The 19488-nt window shown below is 70.8% G+C and carries 10 protein-coding genes; 6 read left to right on the top strand and 4 right to left on the bottom strand.

Annotated features, from left to right (window positions below; genetic code table 11):
* The first annotated feature begins 18 nt into the window (after positions 1-18).
* A complete protein-coding gene (locus tag ED92_RS18215; RefSeq protein ID WP_037340332.1) occupies positions 19-495 on the top strand; it encodes an Rrf2 family transcriptional regulator in 477 nt (158 codons plus the stop codon).
* On the opposite strand, the gene ED92_RS18210 is transcribed toward ED92_RS18215, so the two are convergent.
* Entirely contained in the window at positions 476-1786 is a 1311-nt protein-coding gene (locus ED92_RS18210; RefSeq protein WP_037340329.1) for an MFS transporter, read from the bottom strand. The genes ED92_RS18215 and ED92_RS18210 overlap by 20 nt on opposite strands.
* Positions 1787-1853: 67 nt before the next feature.
* Between ED92_RS18210 and ED92_RS18205 the strand changes: the two genes are divergently transcribed.
* Positions 1854-2804 carry an Lrp/AsnC family transcriptional regulator gene (locus ED92_RS18205; protein WP_037339517.1) on the top strand — a complete coding sequence of 317 codons (951 nt, stop codon included), beginning with the start codon at positions 1854-1856 and terminating at the stop codon, positions 2802-2804.
* Here ED92_RS18205 and ED92_RS18200 read toward each other — a convergent pair.
* Positions 2794-3600 carry an NmrA family NAD(P)-binding protein gene (locus ED92_RS18200; protein ID WP_037339514.1) on the bottom strand — a complete coding sequence of 269 codons (807 nt, stop codon included), beginning with the start codon at positions 3598-3600 and terminating at the stop codon, positions 2794-2796. The genes ED92_RS18205 and ED92_RS18200 overlap by 11 nt on opposite strands.
* A gap of 141 nt (positions 3601-3741) precedes the next feature.
* On the opposite strand from ED92_RS18200, the gene ED92_RS18195 reads away from it, so the two are divergent.
* Together ED92_RS18195 and ED92_RS18190 are read left to right on the top strand one after the other, a co-directional pair.
* The gene (locus tag ED92_RS18195; RefSeq protein WP_037339512.1) at positions 3742-3957 is read left to right on the top strand and encodes a hypothetical protein; all 216 of its coding nucleotides are present in this window, start codon (positions 3742-3744) and stop codon (positions 3955-3957) included.
* Between the two features lie 159 nt (positions 3958-4116).
* Positions 4117-6693, top strand: a complete 2577-nt coding sequence (locus tag ED92_RS18190; RefSeq protein ID WP_037339510.1) for an exo 1,3/1,4-beta-D-glucan glucohydrolase — start codon at positions 4117-4119, stop codon at positions 6691-6693.
* Between the two features lie 389 nt (positions 6694-7082).
* Here ED92_RS18190 and ED92_RS18185 read toward each other — a convergent pair whose 3' ends face one another.
* Positions 7083-8048 carry an aldo/keto reductase gene (locus ED92_RS18185; RefSeq protein WP_037339506.1) on the bottom strand — a complete coding sequence of 322 codons (966 nt, stop codon included), beginning with the start codon at positions 8046-8048 and terminating at the stop codon, positions 7083-7085.
* A gap of 2 nt (positions 8049-8050) precedes the next feature.
* On the bottom strand, positions 8051-8851 hold the full coding sequence (locus ED92_RS18180; RefSeq protein WP_037339503.1) for an SDR family oxidoreductase: 801 nt from the start codon (positions 8849-8851) through the stop codon (positions 8051-8053).
* 303 nt (positions 8852-9154) lie between these two features.
* On the opposite strand from ED92_RS18180, the gene ED92_RS18175 reads away from it, so the two are divergent.
* Positions 9155-15451 carry a type I polyketide synthase gene (locus ED92_RS18175; RefSeq protein WP_037339502.1) on the top strand — a complete coding sequence of 2099 codons (6297 nt, stop codon included), beginning with the start codon at positions 9155-9157 and terminating at the stop codon, positions 15449-15451.
* Positions 15445-19473: a beta-ketoacyl synthase N-terminal-like domain-containing protein gene (locus ED92_RS18170; protein ID WP_037339499.1), complete on the top strand. Its 4029-nt coding sequence runs from the start codon at positions 15445-15447 to the stop codon at positions 19471-19473. Before ED92_RS18175 ends, ED92_RS18170 begins: the two co-directional genes overlap by 7 nt.
* Positions 19474-19488: the final 15 nt, after the last annotated feature.

Genomic DNA, 19488 nt, shown 5'->3' with positions numbered 1-19488 from the left:
AGAGTCATCCGGGTGAAGATGTCCGGTGGGGTCGAGTGGGCCCTGCACTGCTGTGTCGTGTTGACCTCCGTCGACGAGCCCGCGCCCGCCGCGCGCCTGGCGCAGCTTCACGACGTCTCGCCGAGCTACCTCGCGAAGCAGCTCCAGGCGCTTTCCAGGGCCGATCTCATCCGGTCGGTGCAGGGGAAGGCCGGCGGCTACGTCCTCACCAGGCCGCCTTCGGAGATCACGGTGCTCGACGTCGTCGAGGCCATCGACGGACCCGGCCCGGCCTTCGTCTGCACCGAGATCCGGCAGCGCGGCCCGATGGCGACGCCGCCCGAGGCGTGCACGACACCGTGCGCCATCAGCCGCGCGATGGCGAATGCCGAGTTTCAGTGGCGGGCGGCGTTGCGTGCCGTCACCATCGCGGATCTGGCCGACGACGTCCGGGGCGACTACGGTCCGGGCGCGCTCGCGGGGATCGGCGCGTGGTTCAGGGCCGCCGAGGGGTAGCGAGAGCGCCGGTCCGGGGCATCAGCGCGGTCGCGACCACGGTCGCCACCACCAGCACGGCCGCGAGTGAGAACGCCCGCACCACGGAATGACCGTGCAGGAAGACGGTGCCGAACACCGCGATGCCCAGCGTCGCACCGATTTGCTGCACCGCGTTCAGCAGGCCCGCCGCGGAGCCGGTCTCCTGTGGACGGACGACGGACAGCGCCGCGGTGAAGAACGGCACCGTGAACAGCCCCAGGCCGAGTCCGCCGAGCCCGAGTGCGATCGGCAGTGTGCCACCGAAAGCCAGCAGGATTCCCGCGAGAAGCAGTGCCAGTCCGGCGAAGGCGACACGCGATCCGTGCCGCGGAACGAGCCATTTGCCCGCCACCCACGAGGAAATCGCCAGTCCGCCCGACCACGGCAGCAGTGTCAGCCCGGACGCGAGTACGCCGAGACCCTCGTCGAGTTGCTGGTGCAGGACCACCACGAGCATCAGCCCGTTCATCACGGCGAAGAACAGGGTCGACGCCACCAGTGCAGCGGGGAAACCGCGGTGTTCGAACAGACTCGGCTCGACCAGCGGATGACGTCGGTTCCGCTGATGGAACCCGAACAGCACGAGCACCGCGGCGCCCGCGCCGAAGAGCGCCCAGTTCCACCTGTCTAGCAACGGGTACACCACGAGTCCCATGCCGAGCGAAGCGAGCAAGGTGCCCTGCACATCCAGCCGGACCGAATGCTCGGCGCGGTCTTCCGGCAGCAGCCGTCCCGCCATGAGCACCGCGAGCGAGATCGGCACGTTCACCAGGAACGCCGCCCGCCACGACACCAGATCCGTCAGCAGGGCGCCGAGCAACGGCCCGCTCACGGCGGACAGGCCGACCACCGGCCCGTTCCAGCCCAGCGCCGACGCCAGCGCCGGGCCGGAGAACATGGCCTTGATCAACCCGAAGGTCTGCGGGATCACCAGCGCCGCCGCCATACCCTGGACTGCTCGCGCGCCGATGAGCACGCCCGTGCCCGGTGCGAGCGCGCAGCACAATGAGGCCAGAGCGAACATCGCGACACCGCACAGGAACACGCGGCGGCGGCCCAGAAGGTCGCCGAGTCTGCCGCCGGTGATGAGAAGCATCGCGAACGGCAGCGTGTACGCGGCGCCGAACCAGGGGATGGCGGAAGCGGGGCCGCCGAGGTCGGCGTGGATCGCCGGGCCGGCGACCTGGGTGATCGTCGCGTCCAGCACGTTCATCGCCTCCGCCGCGAGCAGCGTGGCGAGCGGAACCGATCCGGTCTTCGTCAGTTGCATGAACAGGATCGTGCGGCGAAGATGAATTTTGTTCCCTGTACCCTGGATCGAATGGACGAAATATTCCATGCTCGACGACATCGACCGCGCTTTGATCCACGCGCTGCAGATCGACGCCCGTGCGCCGTTCAGCCGGATCGGGGCGGTCCTCGGTGTCTCGACCCAGACCGTCGCCCGGCGCTATCAGCGGCTCCGGGCCGAATCCGGGTTACGCGTGGTGGGCCTGCCCGATCCCGACCGGACGGGGCTGACGCAGTGGCTCGTCCGGCTGAGCGCGCAGCCCACCGCCGCACGGACGCTCGCTCGTTCGCTGGCCCGGCGGCCGGACACGTCGTGGGTCAAGCTCACCTCCGGCGGCACGGAGATCGTGGCGATCGCGCACACGCCGCGGCACGCGCAGAGCGCCATGCTGTTGCACGACATCCCGCGCGCCGCGAGCGTCACGGCGGTGTCCGCGCATTTCATCCTGCACACCTACCTCGGCGGCCCGACGGCGTGGCGCGGCCGGGTCGCCGCGCTGACCGAGGAGCAGCAGGAAGCGTTGCGGCCGCCGGAATCCGTCGGCGAGGAGAGCCCGCTGACGGCGGCTGATCACGCGTTGATCGCCGCCCTCCGCCACGACGGCCGGGCAAGTGTCGCGGACCTGGCCGCGGCGGCGGGCCTCGCCCCGGCGACGGCAGCACGCCGCCTGGCGGATCTGCGCGCGCGAGGCGCGCTCTTCTTCGACGTCGAGATCAGCGCGGCCTTGTACGGCGTGACCACCCAGGCGTTCCTGTGGATGGCCGTCGCGCCGGCGGATCTCGACGAGGTGGCGACGACGCTGGCCACTCATGAGGAGCTGGCCGTCGTCGTCGCCACGACCGGGCCCACCAACCTGGCCGCGCAGGCGTTGTGCCCGGATCCCGCCGCGCTGCACCACTACCTCACGCACCGGCTGGGCGCGTTGCGGGCGATCCATACGGTGCACACCGCGCCGGTGCTGGAAATCGTGAAGGCAGTCGGGCCACTCACGGCTTGAAACGGTCGGCGTGCTCGGCGACCCACTGCGCGAACGTGCGGGCGGGCCGTCCGGTCACCTTCTCGATCGTGTCGACGACAGTGCGCGCCTCCACGGGCGGATCGCTGTGCCAGCCGACGACGTACTCGGCGTCCGCTACCGAGACGCCTTCGGCCAGCAGCCGGTCGATCGCCTGTTGCCGCGTGATCGGCTTCAGCGTGATGTCACGGCCGACCGCGGAGCCGAGGATCGCGATCCGTTCGCTCGTGGTCAGGGCCTGCGGCCCGGTGAGGTTGTAGACCTTGCCCGAATGCCCGTCCTCCACGAGTGCGGTGGCGGCGACGGCGCCGATGTCGCCCTCGTGCACCACGGCGCTCGGAAGGTCGAACGGCTCCCGGATCACGCCCTCGGCGCGGACCGAGTCGACCCAGGTCATGGCGTTGGACATGAACTCCTGCGGCTCCAGGCGCGTCCATTCCACCCCGGATTCGGTCATGGCCTGTTCCGTCGGCCCGACGTAACCGCCCCACACGATGGTCATCCGGCGCACGCCCGCGTCCACGGCGCGTTTGACCAGATCGGCGCCGACGTCGGCGAGTCCCGCCGTGACGGTGATGTGCAGCTTGGTGACGCCTTCCCAGGCCTCGGTCAAGGTCTCGGGCGCGGTGTGGGTGCCTTCCACGAGTTCGACACCCGCCGGAAGCCGGGCTTCGGCGGGGTTCCTGGTGAGTGCCCGGACGCGTTCCCCGCGGCGGAGGAGTTCGGCCACCACGTGGCGGCCGGTGTTCCCGGTGGCCCCGGTTACCAAGACGGTCATGAGTGATTCCCTTCGTTTTCCGCGAAGGTAAAAGCTCAAGTAATGTGGAGGTCAAGCGGACCGATCAGGAATCGAGAAGCATCGGTGCCCACGGGATCCCTAGCGTCTTCGCCACAGGCAAAACGACTCCAGGAGGTTCTCGTGAGCAAGCGGATCCGCACGTTCCACCGGTGGACGTCGCTCGTCTTCGTCGCCACCGTCGTCGTCTGCTTCGTCGTGGTGGCGCAGGGCGACCCGGTGCAGTGGGTGCTCTACACCCCGCTGCCGCCGCTCTTCCTGCTGATGTTCAGCGGGCTGTACCTGTTCGCGCTGCCGTACACCGCCAAGCGGCGCAATCGGCGACGGGTGGCCGGGTGACTCTTAGTTCACGGCAAAAATTAACAGGCGGCTTATCGCCCGGAAACCCTTGACGTCGCCGCCGGGTCCGGTGAGGATCGGCCGGTCCCCGCCTCCCGCAGAATGGACCAGACCATGGCAAGACGTGCTCGCGCGCGCCGAAGTCCGCTGATCGCCTTGATGAGTCTCACCCTGCTCGGCGGGGCCGTGGTGGCCACGCCCGCCGCCGTCGCCGCCGAGCAGCCGGTGATCGGGAAACCCGCGCTCGACCGGGACGGCTGCGCCCGCATCGAGAAGAGCCTGCCGACGCTCGCCGACTGGCCGAAGGTCGAGAGCCGGTTCAAGGGCAAAGCAGGCGACGAACAGCGGATCGCCAGGATCCTCGCGGGAATGACCTTGGAGGAGAAGGTCGGGCAGATGACGCAGCCCGAGATCGCCGCGATCACCCCGGACGAGGTCCGGCAGTACTCGATCGGCTCGGTCCTCAACGGCGGCGGCTCGTGGCCGAACAAGGACAAGCACGCCTCCCAGCAGGACTGGCTGAAACTCGCGGATTCCTATTGGGACGCCGCGAAGGGCAGCAGGACGAAAATCCCGGTGATCTGGGGCATCGACGCCGTGCACGGCAACAACAACGTGTACGGGGCCACCGTCTTCCCGCACAACATCGGGCTCGGCGCGGCGCACGACCCGTGCCTGGTACGCGACATCTCCGCGGCGACGGCCAGGCAGATCCGCGCCACCGGCCAGGACTGGGCCTTCGCGCCGACGCTGGCCGTCGTGAAGGACGACCGCTGGGGACGCACCTACGAAGGGTTCTCCGAGGACCCGCGGATCACCAGGGCCTACGGCTACGAGGCGATCAACGGTCTCCAGGACGGCTCGACCAAACGCATCGGCTACAACGGCGTGATCGGCACCGCCAAGCACTTCATCGGTGACGGCGGCACCCTCAAGGGCCAGGATCAGGGCGTCAACCCGTCGTCCGAGGCCGAGATGATCAACGTCCACGGCCAGGGCTACTACGGCGCGCTCGCCGCGGGCTCCCAGACGGTGATGGTGTCGTTCAACAGCTGGACCAACGCCGAGCTGGGCATCGACGAGGGCAAGCTGCACGGCAGTGACAAGGCGCTGAACCAGATCCTCAAGGGCAAGATGGGCTTCGACGGCCTCGTCGTGTCCGACTGGAACGGTATCGGCCAGGTTCCGGGCTGTACCAACGCTTCCTGCCCGCAGGCGATCAACGCCGGCATCGACATCGTGATGGTGCCGAACGACTGGAAGGCGTTCATCACCAACACCGTCGCCCAGGTGAATTCCGGCCAGATCCCGGTCTCGCGGATCGACGACGCGGTGACCCGCATCCTGCGCGTCAAGCTGCGCTCCGGGCTTTTCGAGTCGCAGAAGCCGTCGGACCGGTCCTACGCCAACTCCGACGAAGCGCTCAAGGAGACCTGGCTGGCACGCGACGCGGTCCGCTCCTCGCAGACGCTGCTGAAGAACAACGGCAACGTGCTGCCACTCAAGCCGAAGTCGAAGGTGCTCGTGGTCGGCAAGAGCGCGGACAGCATCCAGAACCAGACCGGCGGCTGGACGCTGAGCTGGCAGGGGACCGGCAACACCAACGCCGACTTCCCGAACGCCACGTCGATCCTCGCCGGGCTCAAGCAGCAGCTCGGCGACGTCAACGTCACCTTCGACGAGAAGGGCGACACCGACCCGAAGGGCTACGACGCGGTCATCGCCGTCATCGGTGAGACCCCGTACGCGGAAGGCGTCGGCGACCTGACGCGCAAGACGCTGGAGGCGTCGAAGCTCTACCCCGAGGACCTGGCCGTGCTGGACAAGGTCCACGGGAAGGGCGCTCCGGTCGTCACCGTCTACGTCGGCGGCCGCCCGCTGTACATGAACAAGGAGATCAACCGCTCCGACGCGTTCGTCGCGGCCTGGCTACCGGGCACCGAAGGCGGCGGCGTCGCGGATGTCCTGGTCAAGGGCGGTTTCAAGGGCACGCTCCCGTACTCGTGGCCGAAGAGCGCGTGTCAGACTCCGCTGAACGCGGGTTCGGCGGACTACGACCCGCTGTTCAAACTGGGCTACGGGCTCAAGACCGGGCAGCGCGTCACGGTCGGGCAGCTCGACGAGACGGCGGGGCCGGTGACGTGTGGCTCGACCGGTGGCGGCGGTACCGCGACCGAGGATCTCGAGGTGTTCAACCGCACCGATGTCGCGCCGTACAAGGGTTTCATCGGCTCCGCGGAGAACTGGGGCGGTACCGAGATCGGCCCCGACGGCACCGCTTCGCACGCCGAGATCAACGTCGTGCAGTCGGACGTGAACGTGCAGCAGGATGGGCTCAAGTCGACCTGGACCGGCACCGGCCCGGCGCAGATCTACTTCCAGAACCCGGCCGGTACCAACGATCTGCGGGGTTACCTCAACGCCGACGCGGCGCTGGAGTTCGACACGGTCGTGCACGAGGCGCCGGCGAATCGGACGGTGATCAGCATGCACTGCGTCTACCCGTGCTTCTCCGAGGTGAACGCGACCAAGCTGTTCACCGACCTCGCGGGCGCGCCGAAGTCGACGGTGAAGATCCCGGTGTCGTGCTTCGCGAACGGGCTGGATCTGGAGAACGTCAACACGCCGTTCCTGGTGTACACGGACGGCCGGTTCTCGGCTTCGTTCGCGAACGTGCGGTGGGTGCCCAAGGGGGCGCAGGATCCAGACGCGAGGCCCTGCTCGAGTCTGAACTGATCGCCTCGTGAGTGGTAAGGACGCTTTCGCTCACGCCCTTGCAGTACGTGAAGGCCCCCTTCCCTCGGCTCAGCCGAGGGAAGGGGGCCTTCACGCGCCGCCGCTGTAACTGCTGGGGCTTGTGTTGTTGCTGAGGCTGCGGTTTGGCGATCGCGTAGTCCGTGAAGGCCTCCTTCCCTACCTTGAGGGTAGGCAAGGAGGCCTTCACGGACAGCTGCGGTCGTGGGTGCCTGAAGCCGCGTGGGTCATCCCGCTGTCGCCTTCACGCGCCGCCGCTGTGGCTGCTGGTGCACATGGGGCTTATGTGACACAAGTCCGTCCGTGAAGGCCTCCTTGAGGGACCCAGAGTCCCTCAAGGAGGCCTTCACGGACTTACGACGACAGGGGCGTCAGGTGGTCGCCGGAGGTGACCAGGTCAGCCGCGGATCCGTCTGCACGAAGCTGCCCAGCAGGTGATCGATCCGCGTCAGCGCGTCGAGGTCCAGCACCACGCCGGCCGCCTTCGCGTTCTCGGTCACCTGGGCGGCGGTGCTCGCGCCCATCACCACCGAAGCGACGGTGTTGTGCTGCAACGTCCACGCGAGCGCCAGCTGGGCCATGGTCAGTCCGGCTTCGTCGGCGACGCCGCGCAGCATGCCGACGCGTTCGAGGAGGTCCGGCAGGAGCAGCGGCCGCGTCTCGACCGCCTTCGCGCCCCGTGATCCCGGCGGGATCTCGCCCGGCCGGTACTTGCCGGTCAGCACGCCCTGCGCGAGGGCAACCGACGCGAACTGGCCGATCCCGGACCGTTCGCACACCGGCATCACCTGGGCCTCGGCGACCCGCCAGAGCATCGAGTAATGCGGCTGGTTCGCCACCAGCGGGACGCCGTGCCGTTCGGCGATCGGCCGCGCTTCCAGCAGCTGTTCCGCCGTCCATTCTGCCGTGCCGGCGTAGAGGATCTTCCCCTGCCGCACCAGATCCGACAGCGCGAGGAACGTCTCCTCCAACGGCGTGCGGTAGTCGAACCGCAGCAGCTGGTAGACGTCGATGTAGTCGGTGCGCAGCCGCCGCAGCGAGCCGTTCACCGAGGTCACCAGGTGCTTGCGGCTGAGACCCGCGTCGTTGGCACCCGGGCCTTCCGGCCAGAAGACACCGGTGCACAGGACGAGATCGTCGCGACGCGCGTGGCTCAGGGCCGCGGCGAGGTTCTCTTCGGCGGCACCGCCGTCCCAGGCAGCCGCGGTGTGGAAGGTCGTGACGCCCGCGTCGAGCGCGGCCTGCACGCATTCCGCGCCGTCGGGGTGGGTGAGCCAGTTGCCGTACGAGATCTCGCTGACGGACAGCCCGCTCGCGCCGAGCCTGCGGTATTCCATGGTCACCTCTTCCGCGCGCCGGTTTCGAGGATGGTGCGGTCGATCCATTCGTCGAGCCCGGCCGCCTTGCGGGCGTAGGTCTCCCGCACCGACTCGTGCGGCAGGATCAGGAACTCCTCCGACGCCAGCCCGTGCACGACGGACTCCGCGACGTCCTCCGGTTCCAGCAGCGGCGCGGCGGCGGCGATCGCGAGCGCGGCGGGATGACCGGCGGCGATGCCGGGCTCCAGCAACGCGGTCCGCACGCCGAGCGGGCACAGCGCGCTGACCCGCACCCCTCGCGGCCGATAGGTGATGGCCAGCCATTCGGCGAGCCCGACGGCCGCGTGCTTGGTCACCGAGTACGGCGCGTCGCCGGGAGTGCCCAGCAGGCCCGCGCCCGACGCCGTGATCAGCAGATATCCGTGGCCGCGGCTCAGCATCGAGGGGAGCGCGACCTGCGCGGCGTGCACATGCTGCATGACGTTGATCGCCCACGACCGCGTCCACTGCTCGTCCGCGGCGTGTACACCCGTCCCGAACGCGGCACCGGCGTTGGAGCAGAAGAGGTCCACCGGGCCGAACGCCGCGCGGGCCTCGGTCACCAGCATCTTCAAGTCCTCTTTGGACGACGCGTCGGCGCGGCGCGCGATCGCGGCGCCGCCCGCGGCGGTGATCCCGGCGACGACCTCGTCCGCGGCCTCGAGATCGAGATCGGAGACCACCACCCCGGCCGCGCCCTCGGCGGCGAACCGCCTGGCCATGGCGGCGCCGATACCGTGTGCCGCGCCGGTCAGCACGACGACCCGTCCTGTCACTTCCACATGCGCTCCATGGTTATCGATTCTGCGTTCAATGACAATTCTTCTGTTTTGTCATGCCGGTGAGCAATGATTTCTTCAAATCGCCGACGGTCGTGATAAAAGTGCAGGTCAGAGGCTCGTTCTGGATGTGTCGACATATTTGTTTCCGGCGCCGGACTTTAGCATGCGTTCCCTTGTTTTCCGAGTTTTCACACGAGAGTATTGCGCTCTCTGCGGCAAGTAGGTTATTTCTTGGGAATCCCGCTGAAAGATCGCCGAACCCGGCGAGGTTCGACCAGCCCCAGCCGAACAGGAGGACCGCCGGTGAGTCATGCGACGGCGCGCACGCGGGTACTCGGCGTCAACCCGCTCGGACGGCCCGATCCGGGGCTGGCGGCCGCCGTCGCCAGGGGCGGCGGCCTCGGGATCGTCGACATCGGGTCCACAGTAGACCGACGTTTCCCGTTCGGTGTCCGGATCCCGGCCGGCCGCACCGTGCGGGACGAAGAAGTGCGGGAAAGCGGCGCGGGGCTCGTGCTGCTGGCCGAGGGGGCGGTCTGGCGGGGCAGGGCCGGCCTCCCCGTGCTGGCCGAGGTGACCGGTGTCGACCAGGCCGTCCGCATGCTCGACGCCGGCGCCTCCGGTCTGGTGGCGAAGGGAGCCGAAGCCGGCGGCTCCGATCTCACCACGTTCGTCCTGCTGCAGCGGTTGCTGGAGCGGTTCGGCGAGGACGTCCCCGTGTGGGCGTACGGGGGCATCGGGCCGCGTACGGCGGTGGCCGCGATCGCGGGCGGCGCGGCGGGCGTGGTGCTCGACGGGCTCGGCCTGTTCCCCGACGCCGACGTGCCCGAGGCGGCCCGGAACGAGCTCGCCAGGGCGGACGACGGGCTCAGCGCGTTGTTCGCGAAACGCTTCGAGGCCGCGGAAAGCGCTGTCCGTTCGGTCGTGCGCTCGCTCGCGGCGCCGTCGGCGATTTCCTCGGACCAGGGCGTACGCCTGCGCCGCACGTTGGGGACCCGGCTGCCGGTCGTGCAGGGGCCGATGACGCGGGTGAGCGACCAGCCCGGTTTCGCCGCCGCGGTCGCCGCGCACGACGGTTTCCCGTTCGTCGCGGTGGCCACCGCGAACGGCCCCAAAACCGCCGAACTGCTCGCCCGCACCGCCGAAGCGCTCGGTGAACGGCCTTGGGGCGCGGGCATCCTCGGGTTCGTCCCGGAGGCCCTGCGTGCCGAGCAGCTCGCGGCGATCCGGGCCGCGCACCCGCGCTGCGTGCTGATCGCGGGCGGGAAACCCGCGCAGGCCAAGGCGCTGGAGGCCGAGGGCATCGCGACCTTCCTCCACGTGCCGTCGCCGATCCTGCTGCGTCAGTTCCTCGACGCCGGGATCCGCCGGTTCGTCTTCGAGGGCGCCGAATGCGGTGGGCATATCGGCCCGCGGTCGAGTTTCGTGCTGTGGGAGCAGCAGCTGGACGTCTTGCGCGAACACGGCGCCGACGACGTCGAGGTCCTGTTCGCGGGCGGGATCCATGACGCCCGCTCCGCTGCCATGGTCTCGGCGATGGCGGAGCCCCTGAGCGGCGGCGTCGGCGTCCTGATGGGCACCGCGTACCTGTTCACCGAAGAAGCCGTGACCCACGGCGCCATCACCGAAACGTTCCAGGATCGCGTGCTCGACGCGGGGTCCACGGTCACCCTGGAGACCGCGCCCGGCCATCTCACCCGCTGCCTGCCCAGCCCGTACACCGACGAGTTCGCCGCGCTGAAGGCCGGGCTCCGCGCGGACGGCGTCCCACCGCAGGAGACGTGGCAACGGCTGGAGGAGCTGAACACCGGACGGCTGCGGATCGCCAGCAAGGGCATCAAGCGGCAAGGCGACGCGCTCGTCGAGGTCGACACGCTCGGGCAGCTCGCCGAGGGGATGTACATGGCGGGACAGGTGACCGTCCTGCGCGAGGACCGCACCGACATCGCCGCCCTGCACCGGGAAGTCACCGAAGGCGCGGCGGAGCTGCTCGCCGGCCGCGTTCGCGACGAAGAGTCCGTTGTGGACAGTGACATCGCGATCGTCGGGATGGCGTGCGTGTTCCCCGGCGCACCCGATCTCCCGGCGTTCTGGTCGAACATCCTGCACGGCGCGGACGCCGTCACCGAGGTGCCGGATCAGCGCTGGGACAAGGAGGTCTACGCCGACCAGTCGACGTCCAAATGGGGCGGCTTCCTGCCGCCGGTGGACTTCGACCCGCTCGCGTACGGCATCCCGCCCAAGTCGATGGGCAGTATCGACCCGGCCCAGCTGGTCTCCCTGCAGACGGCGCGGCGAGCCCTCGAAGACGCGGGCTACGGCGAAGGCGGCTTCGACCGCGAGCGCACCAGCGTCATCTTCGGCGCCGAGGCCGGGGGAGACCTGGCCAACGCCGGTGTCCTGCGCGCGCTGCTTCCCAGCTACCTCGAAGACGTCCCGGAGGAGCTCCTTGCGCAGTTGCCGGAACTGACCGAGGACTCGTTCCCCGGCACGCTCGCCAACGTCATCTCCGGCCGGATCGCCAACCGGCTCGACCTCGGCGGCACCAACTACACCGTGGACGCCGCGTGCGGCTCGTCGCTGGCCGCGCTCGACCTCGCGGTGAAGGAACTCCGGGCGGGCACGAGCTCGATGGTCCTGTGCGGCGCCGTCGACCTGCACAACGGGGTCAACGACTACCTCATGTTCACCTCGGCCGGTGCGCTGTCGCCGACCGGGCGATGCCGTCCGTTCGACGCGTCGGCGGACGGGATCGCGCTCGGCGAGGGCGTCGCGTGCCTCGTGCTCAAGCGGCGGTCCGACGCCGAACGCGACGGCGACCGGGTGTATGCCGTGGTCAAGGGTGTCGGCGCCGCCAGCGACGGCAAGGCGCTCGGCCTCACCGCGCCGCGCCCCGAGGGGCAGCGGCGAGCCCTGGAACGGGCCTATCGCGACGCCGGGGTGTCGCCGGCGGACGTCTCGCTGGTGGAGGCGCACGGCACCGGCACGGTCGTCGGCGACGCCACGGAACTGACCACGCTCACCGAGTTCTTCCTCGCCGCGGGTGCCGGGCCGGGCACCTGCGCGCTGGGTTCGGTGAAGAGCCAGATCGGGCACACGAAATGCGCCGCGGGGCTGGCGGGCCTGATGAAGGCGGCGCTGGCGCTGTGGCACGAGGTCGTGCCGCCCACGCTGCATCTGAGCAGGCCGAACCCCGCCTGGGACGCCGAGAGCAGTCCCTTCACCTTCTCCACCGGAGCCCGGCCGACGCCGGTGCCGCGCGGCCGCGAGTTCGCCGGAGTGAGCGCGTTCGGGTTCGGTGGGACCAACTTCCACGCGGTGCTCGCCGCCCCGGGGATCCCGCCGGCCCGGCGGCACGGCCCGCGCGACTGGGACGCCGAGCTGGTCCTGCTTCGCGGCGCCGACGTGGAGTCCGCTCGTGCCACGCTGCGGGACCTGCTGGCGGCCAACGAAGGACGTCCGCTGCGGGAGATCGCCGCCCTCGCCGCCGAACGAGGCGGATCCGACCCCGTGCGGCTCGCGATCGTCGCGAGCGATCTCGCGGAGCTGCGTGAGGCCGCCGCGAACGGTGGGATCGTCGCGGACGACACCGAAGCCGGTGCGGTCGCGTTCTTGTTCCCCGGTCAAGGCAGCCAGCGGACGGGGATGCTGGCGGAACTGTTCGTGCACTTCCCCGAACTGGCGGACGTCCTGGGGCTCGCCCCCGACGTCGCCGCCACCACGTTCCCGCCGCGCGCCTTCACCGAGGACGCCCGCGCCGCGCAGGACGAGGCGCTCAAGGACACGCGGGTCGCGCAACCCGCGCTCGGCCTCGTCGAATCGGCGGTCTGCCGCCTGCTCGCCGACCTCGGCGTCCGGCCGGATCTGCTGGCGGGGCACAGCTACGGCGAACTGACCGCGCTGTCGGTGGCGGGCGCGTTCGACACCGCGACGTTGGTGGCGCTCAGCCGGGCCAGGGCCCGCTCCATCGCCGAAGTGGCGGGCGCCGACCCGGGCGCGATGGCCGCGGTCAAGGCGTCCCGTGAGGAACTGGCCGCCGCCCTCGACCACCCGGATGTCGTACTGGCCAACCACAACGCACCCGGCCAGACCGTCCTTTCCGGACCGACGGCCGCCATCGAAGAGGCGGTCCGCGAACTGCGGGCACAGGGGATCGGCGCCAAACGGATCCCGGTCGCGTGCGCCTTCCACAGTCCGCTGGTGGCCGGGGCGAGCGACGTGTTCGCCGTCGACCTCGACAACGCCGAGATCGGAGAGCCGGGGGCGCCGGTGTGGTCGAACCGCACCGCGCGGCCGTACGAAGCCGGCGCCGTGCGCACCCAGCTCGCCGCGCAGATCGGCTCACCGGTTCGCTTCGTGGAACTGATCGAGGACATGTACGCGGCGGGCGCGCGCACGTTCGTCGAGGTGGGCCCCGGGCAGGTGCTTTCCCGGCTGGCCAGAGAGATCCTCGGCGACCGGCCGCATACCGTGATCGCCTGCGACCCCGGCGGCCCGGGGTTGCGCGGGTTCCTGACCGCGCTCGCGCGCTTGGCGGTCACTGGCGTCGATGTGCGTACCGAACGGCTCTTCCGCGGCCGTGTGCGCGTCGGCCCGCTTCCGAAACCCGCCTGGACCGTGGACGGCCAGACCGTCCGCGCGCCCGGCGGCGAGGTCCCCGCCCATGGGCTCGTGCCCGCCCGACGAATCCCGAGGACGACCATGAACCAGCCCGCGCCCGGTCGTGACCAGGCCGTCGTCGAATTCCTCCGCACCAGCCGCGAACTGCTGGCGGCGCAACGGGACGTGATGCTGGGATACCTCGGCACCGCGCCGCTCGCCCCCGCTCCGGTGCAGGCGCCGGTCGTGCCCGCGTTGCTGCCGCCGGTCGAAGCCCCGGTCGTCGTGCCCGAGCCGGAACCGGTCGCGGAGGCCCCCGTCACGGACGTCCTGGCCACCGTGATCGGTGCGATCAGCGAACGCACCGGCTATCCGGCCGAGATGATCGACGCCGATCTGGATCTGGAAGCGGATCTCTCCATCGACTCGATCAAACGCACCGAGATCGCGGGCTCGCTGCTCGCGAAACTCGGCCTCTCCGGCCGGGTGCACGACGACGCCCAGGATCAGCTCAGCCGCGACCGGACGGCGAGCGCGCTGGCCGCGCGGCTGCGGAAGTGGCTCGAACCGGCCGTTCCGGTCACCGTGGTGGCGACTCCCGATGAGGCCCCCGCCGGAACCGCGCCAGGCCGGTACCTGCTCGATCGCGTGTCCGCGCCGCTCGGCACGCCCGACCTCGCCAAGGTGGCGGGCAAAACGGTTTCGGTGAGCTTTGAGCCCGGCCAGGAGGAACTGGCCGAGTCGGTCCGCGCGGTGTTCGCCGACGCGGGTGCCCTGCCTGCCGACCAGGAGGCCGACGTCCTCGTCGTGCTGAATCCCTTGACGGACGCCGAAGAACCCGTCGCGGCGCAGGTGTTCGGCCTCGTCAAGAGTGCCAAGGGCGCGGTGGTCGTGGTGGCGGGGACGGGTGCCGGGCACACCGCCGGGCTGCGCGGTCTGGTCCGCGCCGCCGCGCGGGAACGGAGCGAGCCGACCAGGCTGGTCGAGCTGGAGTCCACTGTGGACCTCGGGAGGATCGTGCTGGAGGAGGCGATCGCCGACGGGCCGTCCGCCGTCCGCTACGACACGGCGGGACGCGCGGCGTTCGAGCCGTCCGCGGGTTCACTCGGTTCCGTCGCGTATGCGGGCGCGGGGCCCGGCGGTGGAGAGGTCAAGGCGCTCGGCCTCGACGCGGATTCCGTGCTGCTGCTGATCGGCGGCGCCCGCGGGATCACCGCGCGGGCGGCGGTCGCGCTGGCGGCGAGCGGATGCCGGATCGAGCTGGCAGGCCGCACCCCGTGGCCCGCCGAACCGGGCGACGAGGACCTGCCCGGTGACGCGCCGGCCATGCGTTCGGCGCTGGCCGCGCGGGGCGGTTCGCTGGCGGATATCGAACGCCGGGTGCGTACCGTGCTGGCCCAGCGTGAGATCGCGCGGACGCTCGACCAGATCGCCGCGGCGGGCGGCACGGCTGCGTACCGGCAGCTCGACGTGCGCGACGCCGCCGCCGTCCGGCAGGTGGTCAAGGATCTGCACACCCGCTACGGCCGCATCGACGGCGTCGTCCACGCGGCGGGGGTGATCGACGACAAGCTGATGGCCGACAAGGACGAACAGTCGTTCCGCACGGTTTACGGGACCAAAGTGGACGGTGCGCGGGCCCTGCTCGACGCGCTGGAGCATTTCGGCGTGCGACCCGGTTTCGTGACCTTCTTCGGCAGCATCGCGGCGGTGCTGGGAAACCGGGGCCAGACCGACTACGCGGCGGCGAACGACGCGCTCGAAACCCTCGGTGGGCAATGGGCGGAACGCACCGGCTGTCGGGCGCTGACCGTCCATTGGGGACCGTGGGCACCCTCGGACGATCACGCGGGCATGGTGTCACCGGAACTCGCGCGCGAATACGAGCGCCGCGAAGTGGCGCTGATCGATCCGGACGAAGGCACCGCCGCGCTCCTGCGCGAGCTGGCCTACGGCCCGGCCGACGTCCGCTCGGTGCTGTACACGGCGTCGCTGTGGTGAACCAGGAGCCGGTCGCGATCGTCGGGATGGGCGTCTTCCTTCCCGGCTCGTCCACTGTGGACGAATATTGGCAGAACATCGTTTCGGGTACCGACGCGATCACCGAGATCCCGCCGCACCGCTGGGATCCGAGCTTCCACGACGGCGACGGCCGCACGCCGGACCGCACCTACGGCAGGCGCGGCGGATTCGTCGCCGACAGCCTGGACTTCGACGCGACGGCGCTCGGTATCGCGCCGAGCACGATCGCCGGGATGGAGCCGGACCAGCTGGTCGCGCTGGCCGTGGCAGCCGCCGCGGTCGAGGACGCCGGCGGTCTCCGGCGGCTGGGCGACCTCGAACGCGTGGGCGTCATCCTGGGCAGGGGCGGCTATCTCTCGCCGGGGCTCCAGCGTTTCGACCAGCGGGTCCGGTCGGTCCGCCAGATCACCGGCGCCGTCCGGGATCTCCTGCCGTCGGCGCGTCCGGAGATGCTGGACAGGCTCCGGGACGCGTTGCTGGAACCGCTCGGCGAGTTCCGGCCGGACACCGCGATCGGGCTGGTGCCGAACCTCGCCGCGTCGCGGGTCGCCAACCGGCTGGACTTCGGCGGGCCCGCGTACACGGTGGACGCCGCCTGCGCGTCTTCGCTGCTCGCCGTGGACCAGGCGATCGGCGAACTCGCCCGCCGCCGCTGTGACGTCGTGCTGGCCGGAGGCGTGCACCACTGCCACGACGACACGCTCTGGTCGATGTTCACGCAGCTCGGTGCCCTCTCGCCGAGCCAGCGGATCAGCCCGTTCTCGCGCGATGCTGACGGTCTCCTGATCGGCGAGGGCACCGCGATGGTCGTGCTGAAACGGTTCTACGACGCGCGTCGCGACGGCGACCGGGTCTACGCGGTGCTGCGCGGCTCGGGGACGTCGAGCGACGGGAAGGGCGCGAGCCTGCTCAGCCCGGCCGTCGCCGGTCAGACGCTGGCCCTGCGGCGCGCGTGGGCCTCGGCGGGCCTCGACCCCACCGCTCCCGGCGCGCTCGGTCTGCTGGAGGCGCACGGGACCGCGACCCCGACCGGGGACGCCGCCGAACTGGCCACCCTCGCCGAGGTGTTCGGCCCGCCGGACGGTCCTCGTGCGGCGATCGGCGCGGTGAAGGCGATGATCGGGCACACCATGCCGACCGCCGGCGCCGCCGGTCTGGTCAAGGTGGCGCTCGCACTGCATCACGCGGTCCTGCCACCGACGCTGAACTGCGCCGACCCGAGTCCGCTGCTGGACAAGACCCGTTTCCGCACCTTGTCCGACGCCGAGCGGTGGCGGTCGGGTGACGTGCCGCGCCGGGCGGCGGTCAACGCCTTCGGTTTCGGCGGGGTCAACGCGCACGTGGTGCTGGAAGAGGCCGACCCGGCGCCTTCGCGGCCGAGGCGGGCCAAGGTGACCGGGGAACCCGAGCGGGTCCTCCTGCTCGCGGCGCCCACGCTCGACGGATTGCGCATCCTGCTCGATCGCCCGGAACCGGAATCCGGCGGGCACGGCCCGTGCCGGATGGGGATCGTCGGGCCGACCGGGAAACGGCTCGAAGTCGCGCGGAGGGTGCTGGCGAAGATCGCGGCGGAGGGCGGTTCCTGGCACGGGCCCAACGACATCTGGTGCACCACGGCGCCCTTGCTGGAGCAGGCCGGGGCGAAGACCGCGTTCGTCTACCCGGGGCTGGAAGCGGACGCGGAACCGCGCTGCGCCGACGTCGCCCGGCATTTCGGCCTGGAGCGGCCCGAATGGTCGACGGCGAGCGTGCTCGCCCGCGCCTCCAGTGTGTCCCAGGTCGGGTTGCTGCTCGACACCGCGCTGCGGCGGCTCGCGATCAAACCGGATCTGCTCGCCGGGCACAGCGTCGGCGAATGGACCGCGATGCAGGCGGCGGGGATGTACCCCGGACAGTCCACAGAGGACATGTTGAACCGGTACTGGCCGCAGGGATTCACCCTGCCGGACGCCGAGTTCCTCGTGCTCGGCTGTTCGGCGGAGCAGGCCGAGGCGCTGCTCACCGCCGAGCCGGAGCTGATGATCTCCCACGAGAACGCGCCGCGGCAGACGATCGTCTGCGGTGACCCGGCCGCCGCGGCGCGGCTCGCCAAACTGTGCGCCCAGCACGGTGTCGTCGCCAGGACGCTGCCGTTCCGGTCCGGTTTCCACACCCCGCTGATGCGGTCGCGGCTCGGCCCGTTCACCCGGCTCGCCGCGGAACTGGACCTGAAGCCGCCGCGCGTCCCGGTGTGGTCGGCGACCACGGCCCGGCCGTATCCCGCGGATCCGGTCGAGGTCCGGGAGCTTTACCTGGCCCACCTGGTGCGCAAGGTCCGGTTCCGGGAGCTCGTCGACGCGCTCTACGCCGACGGCGCCCGGGTCTTCGTGCAGGCGGGTGCCGGTCAGCTGGGTTCGTTCGTGTCGGACACACTGGGCTCGCGGCCGCATCTGGTCATCCCGGCGTCCTCCGGTACGAGGGCGGGCCTCGCCCAGTTGCGCCGGGTCGCGACCGCGGTCTGGGTGGAGGGCGGGCGGCCCGCGTTCGACGCGCTGGAGCCGCGCCGGACCCGGATCGACACGGCGGGCACGCTGCTCTCGGTCGAGGGCGACGTCAAGGGCATGTTCGCAGGCGCCGGTGACCTGCCCGAACTGGCCGACGGGATCCCGGACGCGATCGTCGCGGAGTTCACCGCGCTGCTCGCCGAGACCCGGGAAGCCGCGGCGAGTGTCGCCAACGCGGCGGCCCGGCGGACGGTCGAGTCCACTGTGGACGTCTCGCTCGCGACGATGCCGTATCTGGTCGATCACCGGTTCTTCCGTCAGCGCGAGGACTGGCCGGAGGAGGCGGACTTCCGTCCCACCGTGCCCGCGACGACACTGGTGGACCTGGCCTGCCGGGAAGCGGAACGGGCCTGGCCGGGCACGATCGCGACCGGGGTGAGCAACGCGGCGTTCTCCCGCTGGCTGATCGCCGCCCCGGCGGTGCGCGTACCGCTTTCGATGACCCGCGAGGGCGACCGGATCAGTGTCCAAATCGGACCGCACGCCAGCATGGACGTCCACCTGGCGCAGCGGTATCCCACGGCCCCGCGACCGTCTCCGCCGCCGGGTCCGGAAACGGCGCCGCCGCTGAGCGCCGCCGAGATCTACACCCGCCGCGAGATGTTCCACGGCCCCGCGTACCAGGGGCTCGACAAACTGATCGGGCTCGGCGAGCGGCACATCCGCGGCGACCTCGTCGTACCGCCGGCGCCCGGCGCGCTGCTGGACAACGTCGGCCAGCTGCTGGGCTGCTGGCTGATGGCGACCAAGGCGGACGCGCTGCTGGCGTTCCCGACGTCGATGGGCCGGGTCACCTGGTTCGCACCGGAACCGGCGCCGGGAACCAAGCTGCGCTGTGTCGTCCGGGTCCGGCTGCCGCGGCCGGACGTGCTGGAGATGGACGCGGAACTGGTGCTGGACGGCGTCGTGCTTGCCAGGATCGAACAGTGGCGGGACATCCGGTTCCCGTGCGACCGGCCCGCCCATCGCGTCTACGCCTTCCCGGACCGGCATCGGCTTTCCGAAGATCACCACGGCGGCTGGACGGTGGTCACGGACCGGTGGCCGAGCCCGGCCGCACGGGACATCTACGCCGGCGTCTACCTCGGGACGGAGGAACGCGCCGAGTTCACCGCCTGCGCGCCGCGACGACAGCGCGGCTGGCTGCTGGAACGGATCGCGATCAAGGACGCGGTCCGCGCGAAGCTCGGCCTGGACGGCGTGTACCCGGCGGAACTCCGCGTGAGCGCCGACGGGGCCAAGGTGACCGGGCAGCACGGCCTGGTCGTGCCGCCGCTTGCGGTGGCCGTCGCGTCGGCGGGTGAGGTCGCGGTCGCGCTGGTGCGGGAAGAGTCCGCGACGCCTCCCCGGATCGCGGTCCGGGCCGAAGGCGAGCTGGCGGGGCTGGCCGAGGAGATCGGTATCGGGGCGGAATTCGCCGGAATCCCCGGGCACGTGGTGGCCTGGAACCGCGGGTAAGAATCAGGAGGAGAG

The sequence above is a fragment of the Amycolatopsis sp. MJM2582 genome (assembly GCF_000754115.1).
GTDB lineage: Bacteria > Actinomycetota > Actinomycetes > Mycobacteriales > Pseudonocardiaceae > Amycolatopsis > Amycolatopsis japonica.
Note: the sequence above shows the minus strand (reverse complement) of the source record. Positions and strands in the feature narration are given on the sequence as shown.

Excerpts from the sequence above, each read along its gene's own strand:
- ED92_RS18215 (WP_037340332.1), top strand. The coding sequence starts at position 19 with ATGTCCGGTGGGGTCGAGTGGGCCCTGCACTGCTGTGTCGTGTTGACC.
- ED92_RS18210 (WP_037340329.1), bottom strand. The coding sequence starts at position 1,786 with ATGCAACTGACGAAGACCGGATCGGTTCCGCTCGCCACGCTGCTCGCG.
- ED92_RS18205 (WP_037339517.1), top strand. The coding sequence starts at position 1,854 with ATGCTCGACGACATCGACCGCGCTTTGATCCACGCGCTGCAGATCGAC.
- ED92_RS18200 (WP_037339514.1), bottom strand. The coding sequence starts at position 3,600 with ATGACCGTCTTGGTAACCGGGGCCACCGGGAACACCGGCCGCCACGTG.
- ED92_RS18190 (WP_037339510.1), top strand. The coding sequence starts at position 4,117 with ATGAGTCTCACCCTGCTCGGCGGGGCCGTGGTGGCCACGCCCGCCGCC.
- ED92_RS18185 (WP_037339506.1), bottom strand. The coding sequence starts at position 8,048 with ATGGAATACCGCAGGCTCGGCGCGAGCGGGCTGTCCGTCAGCGAGATC.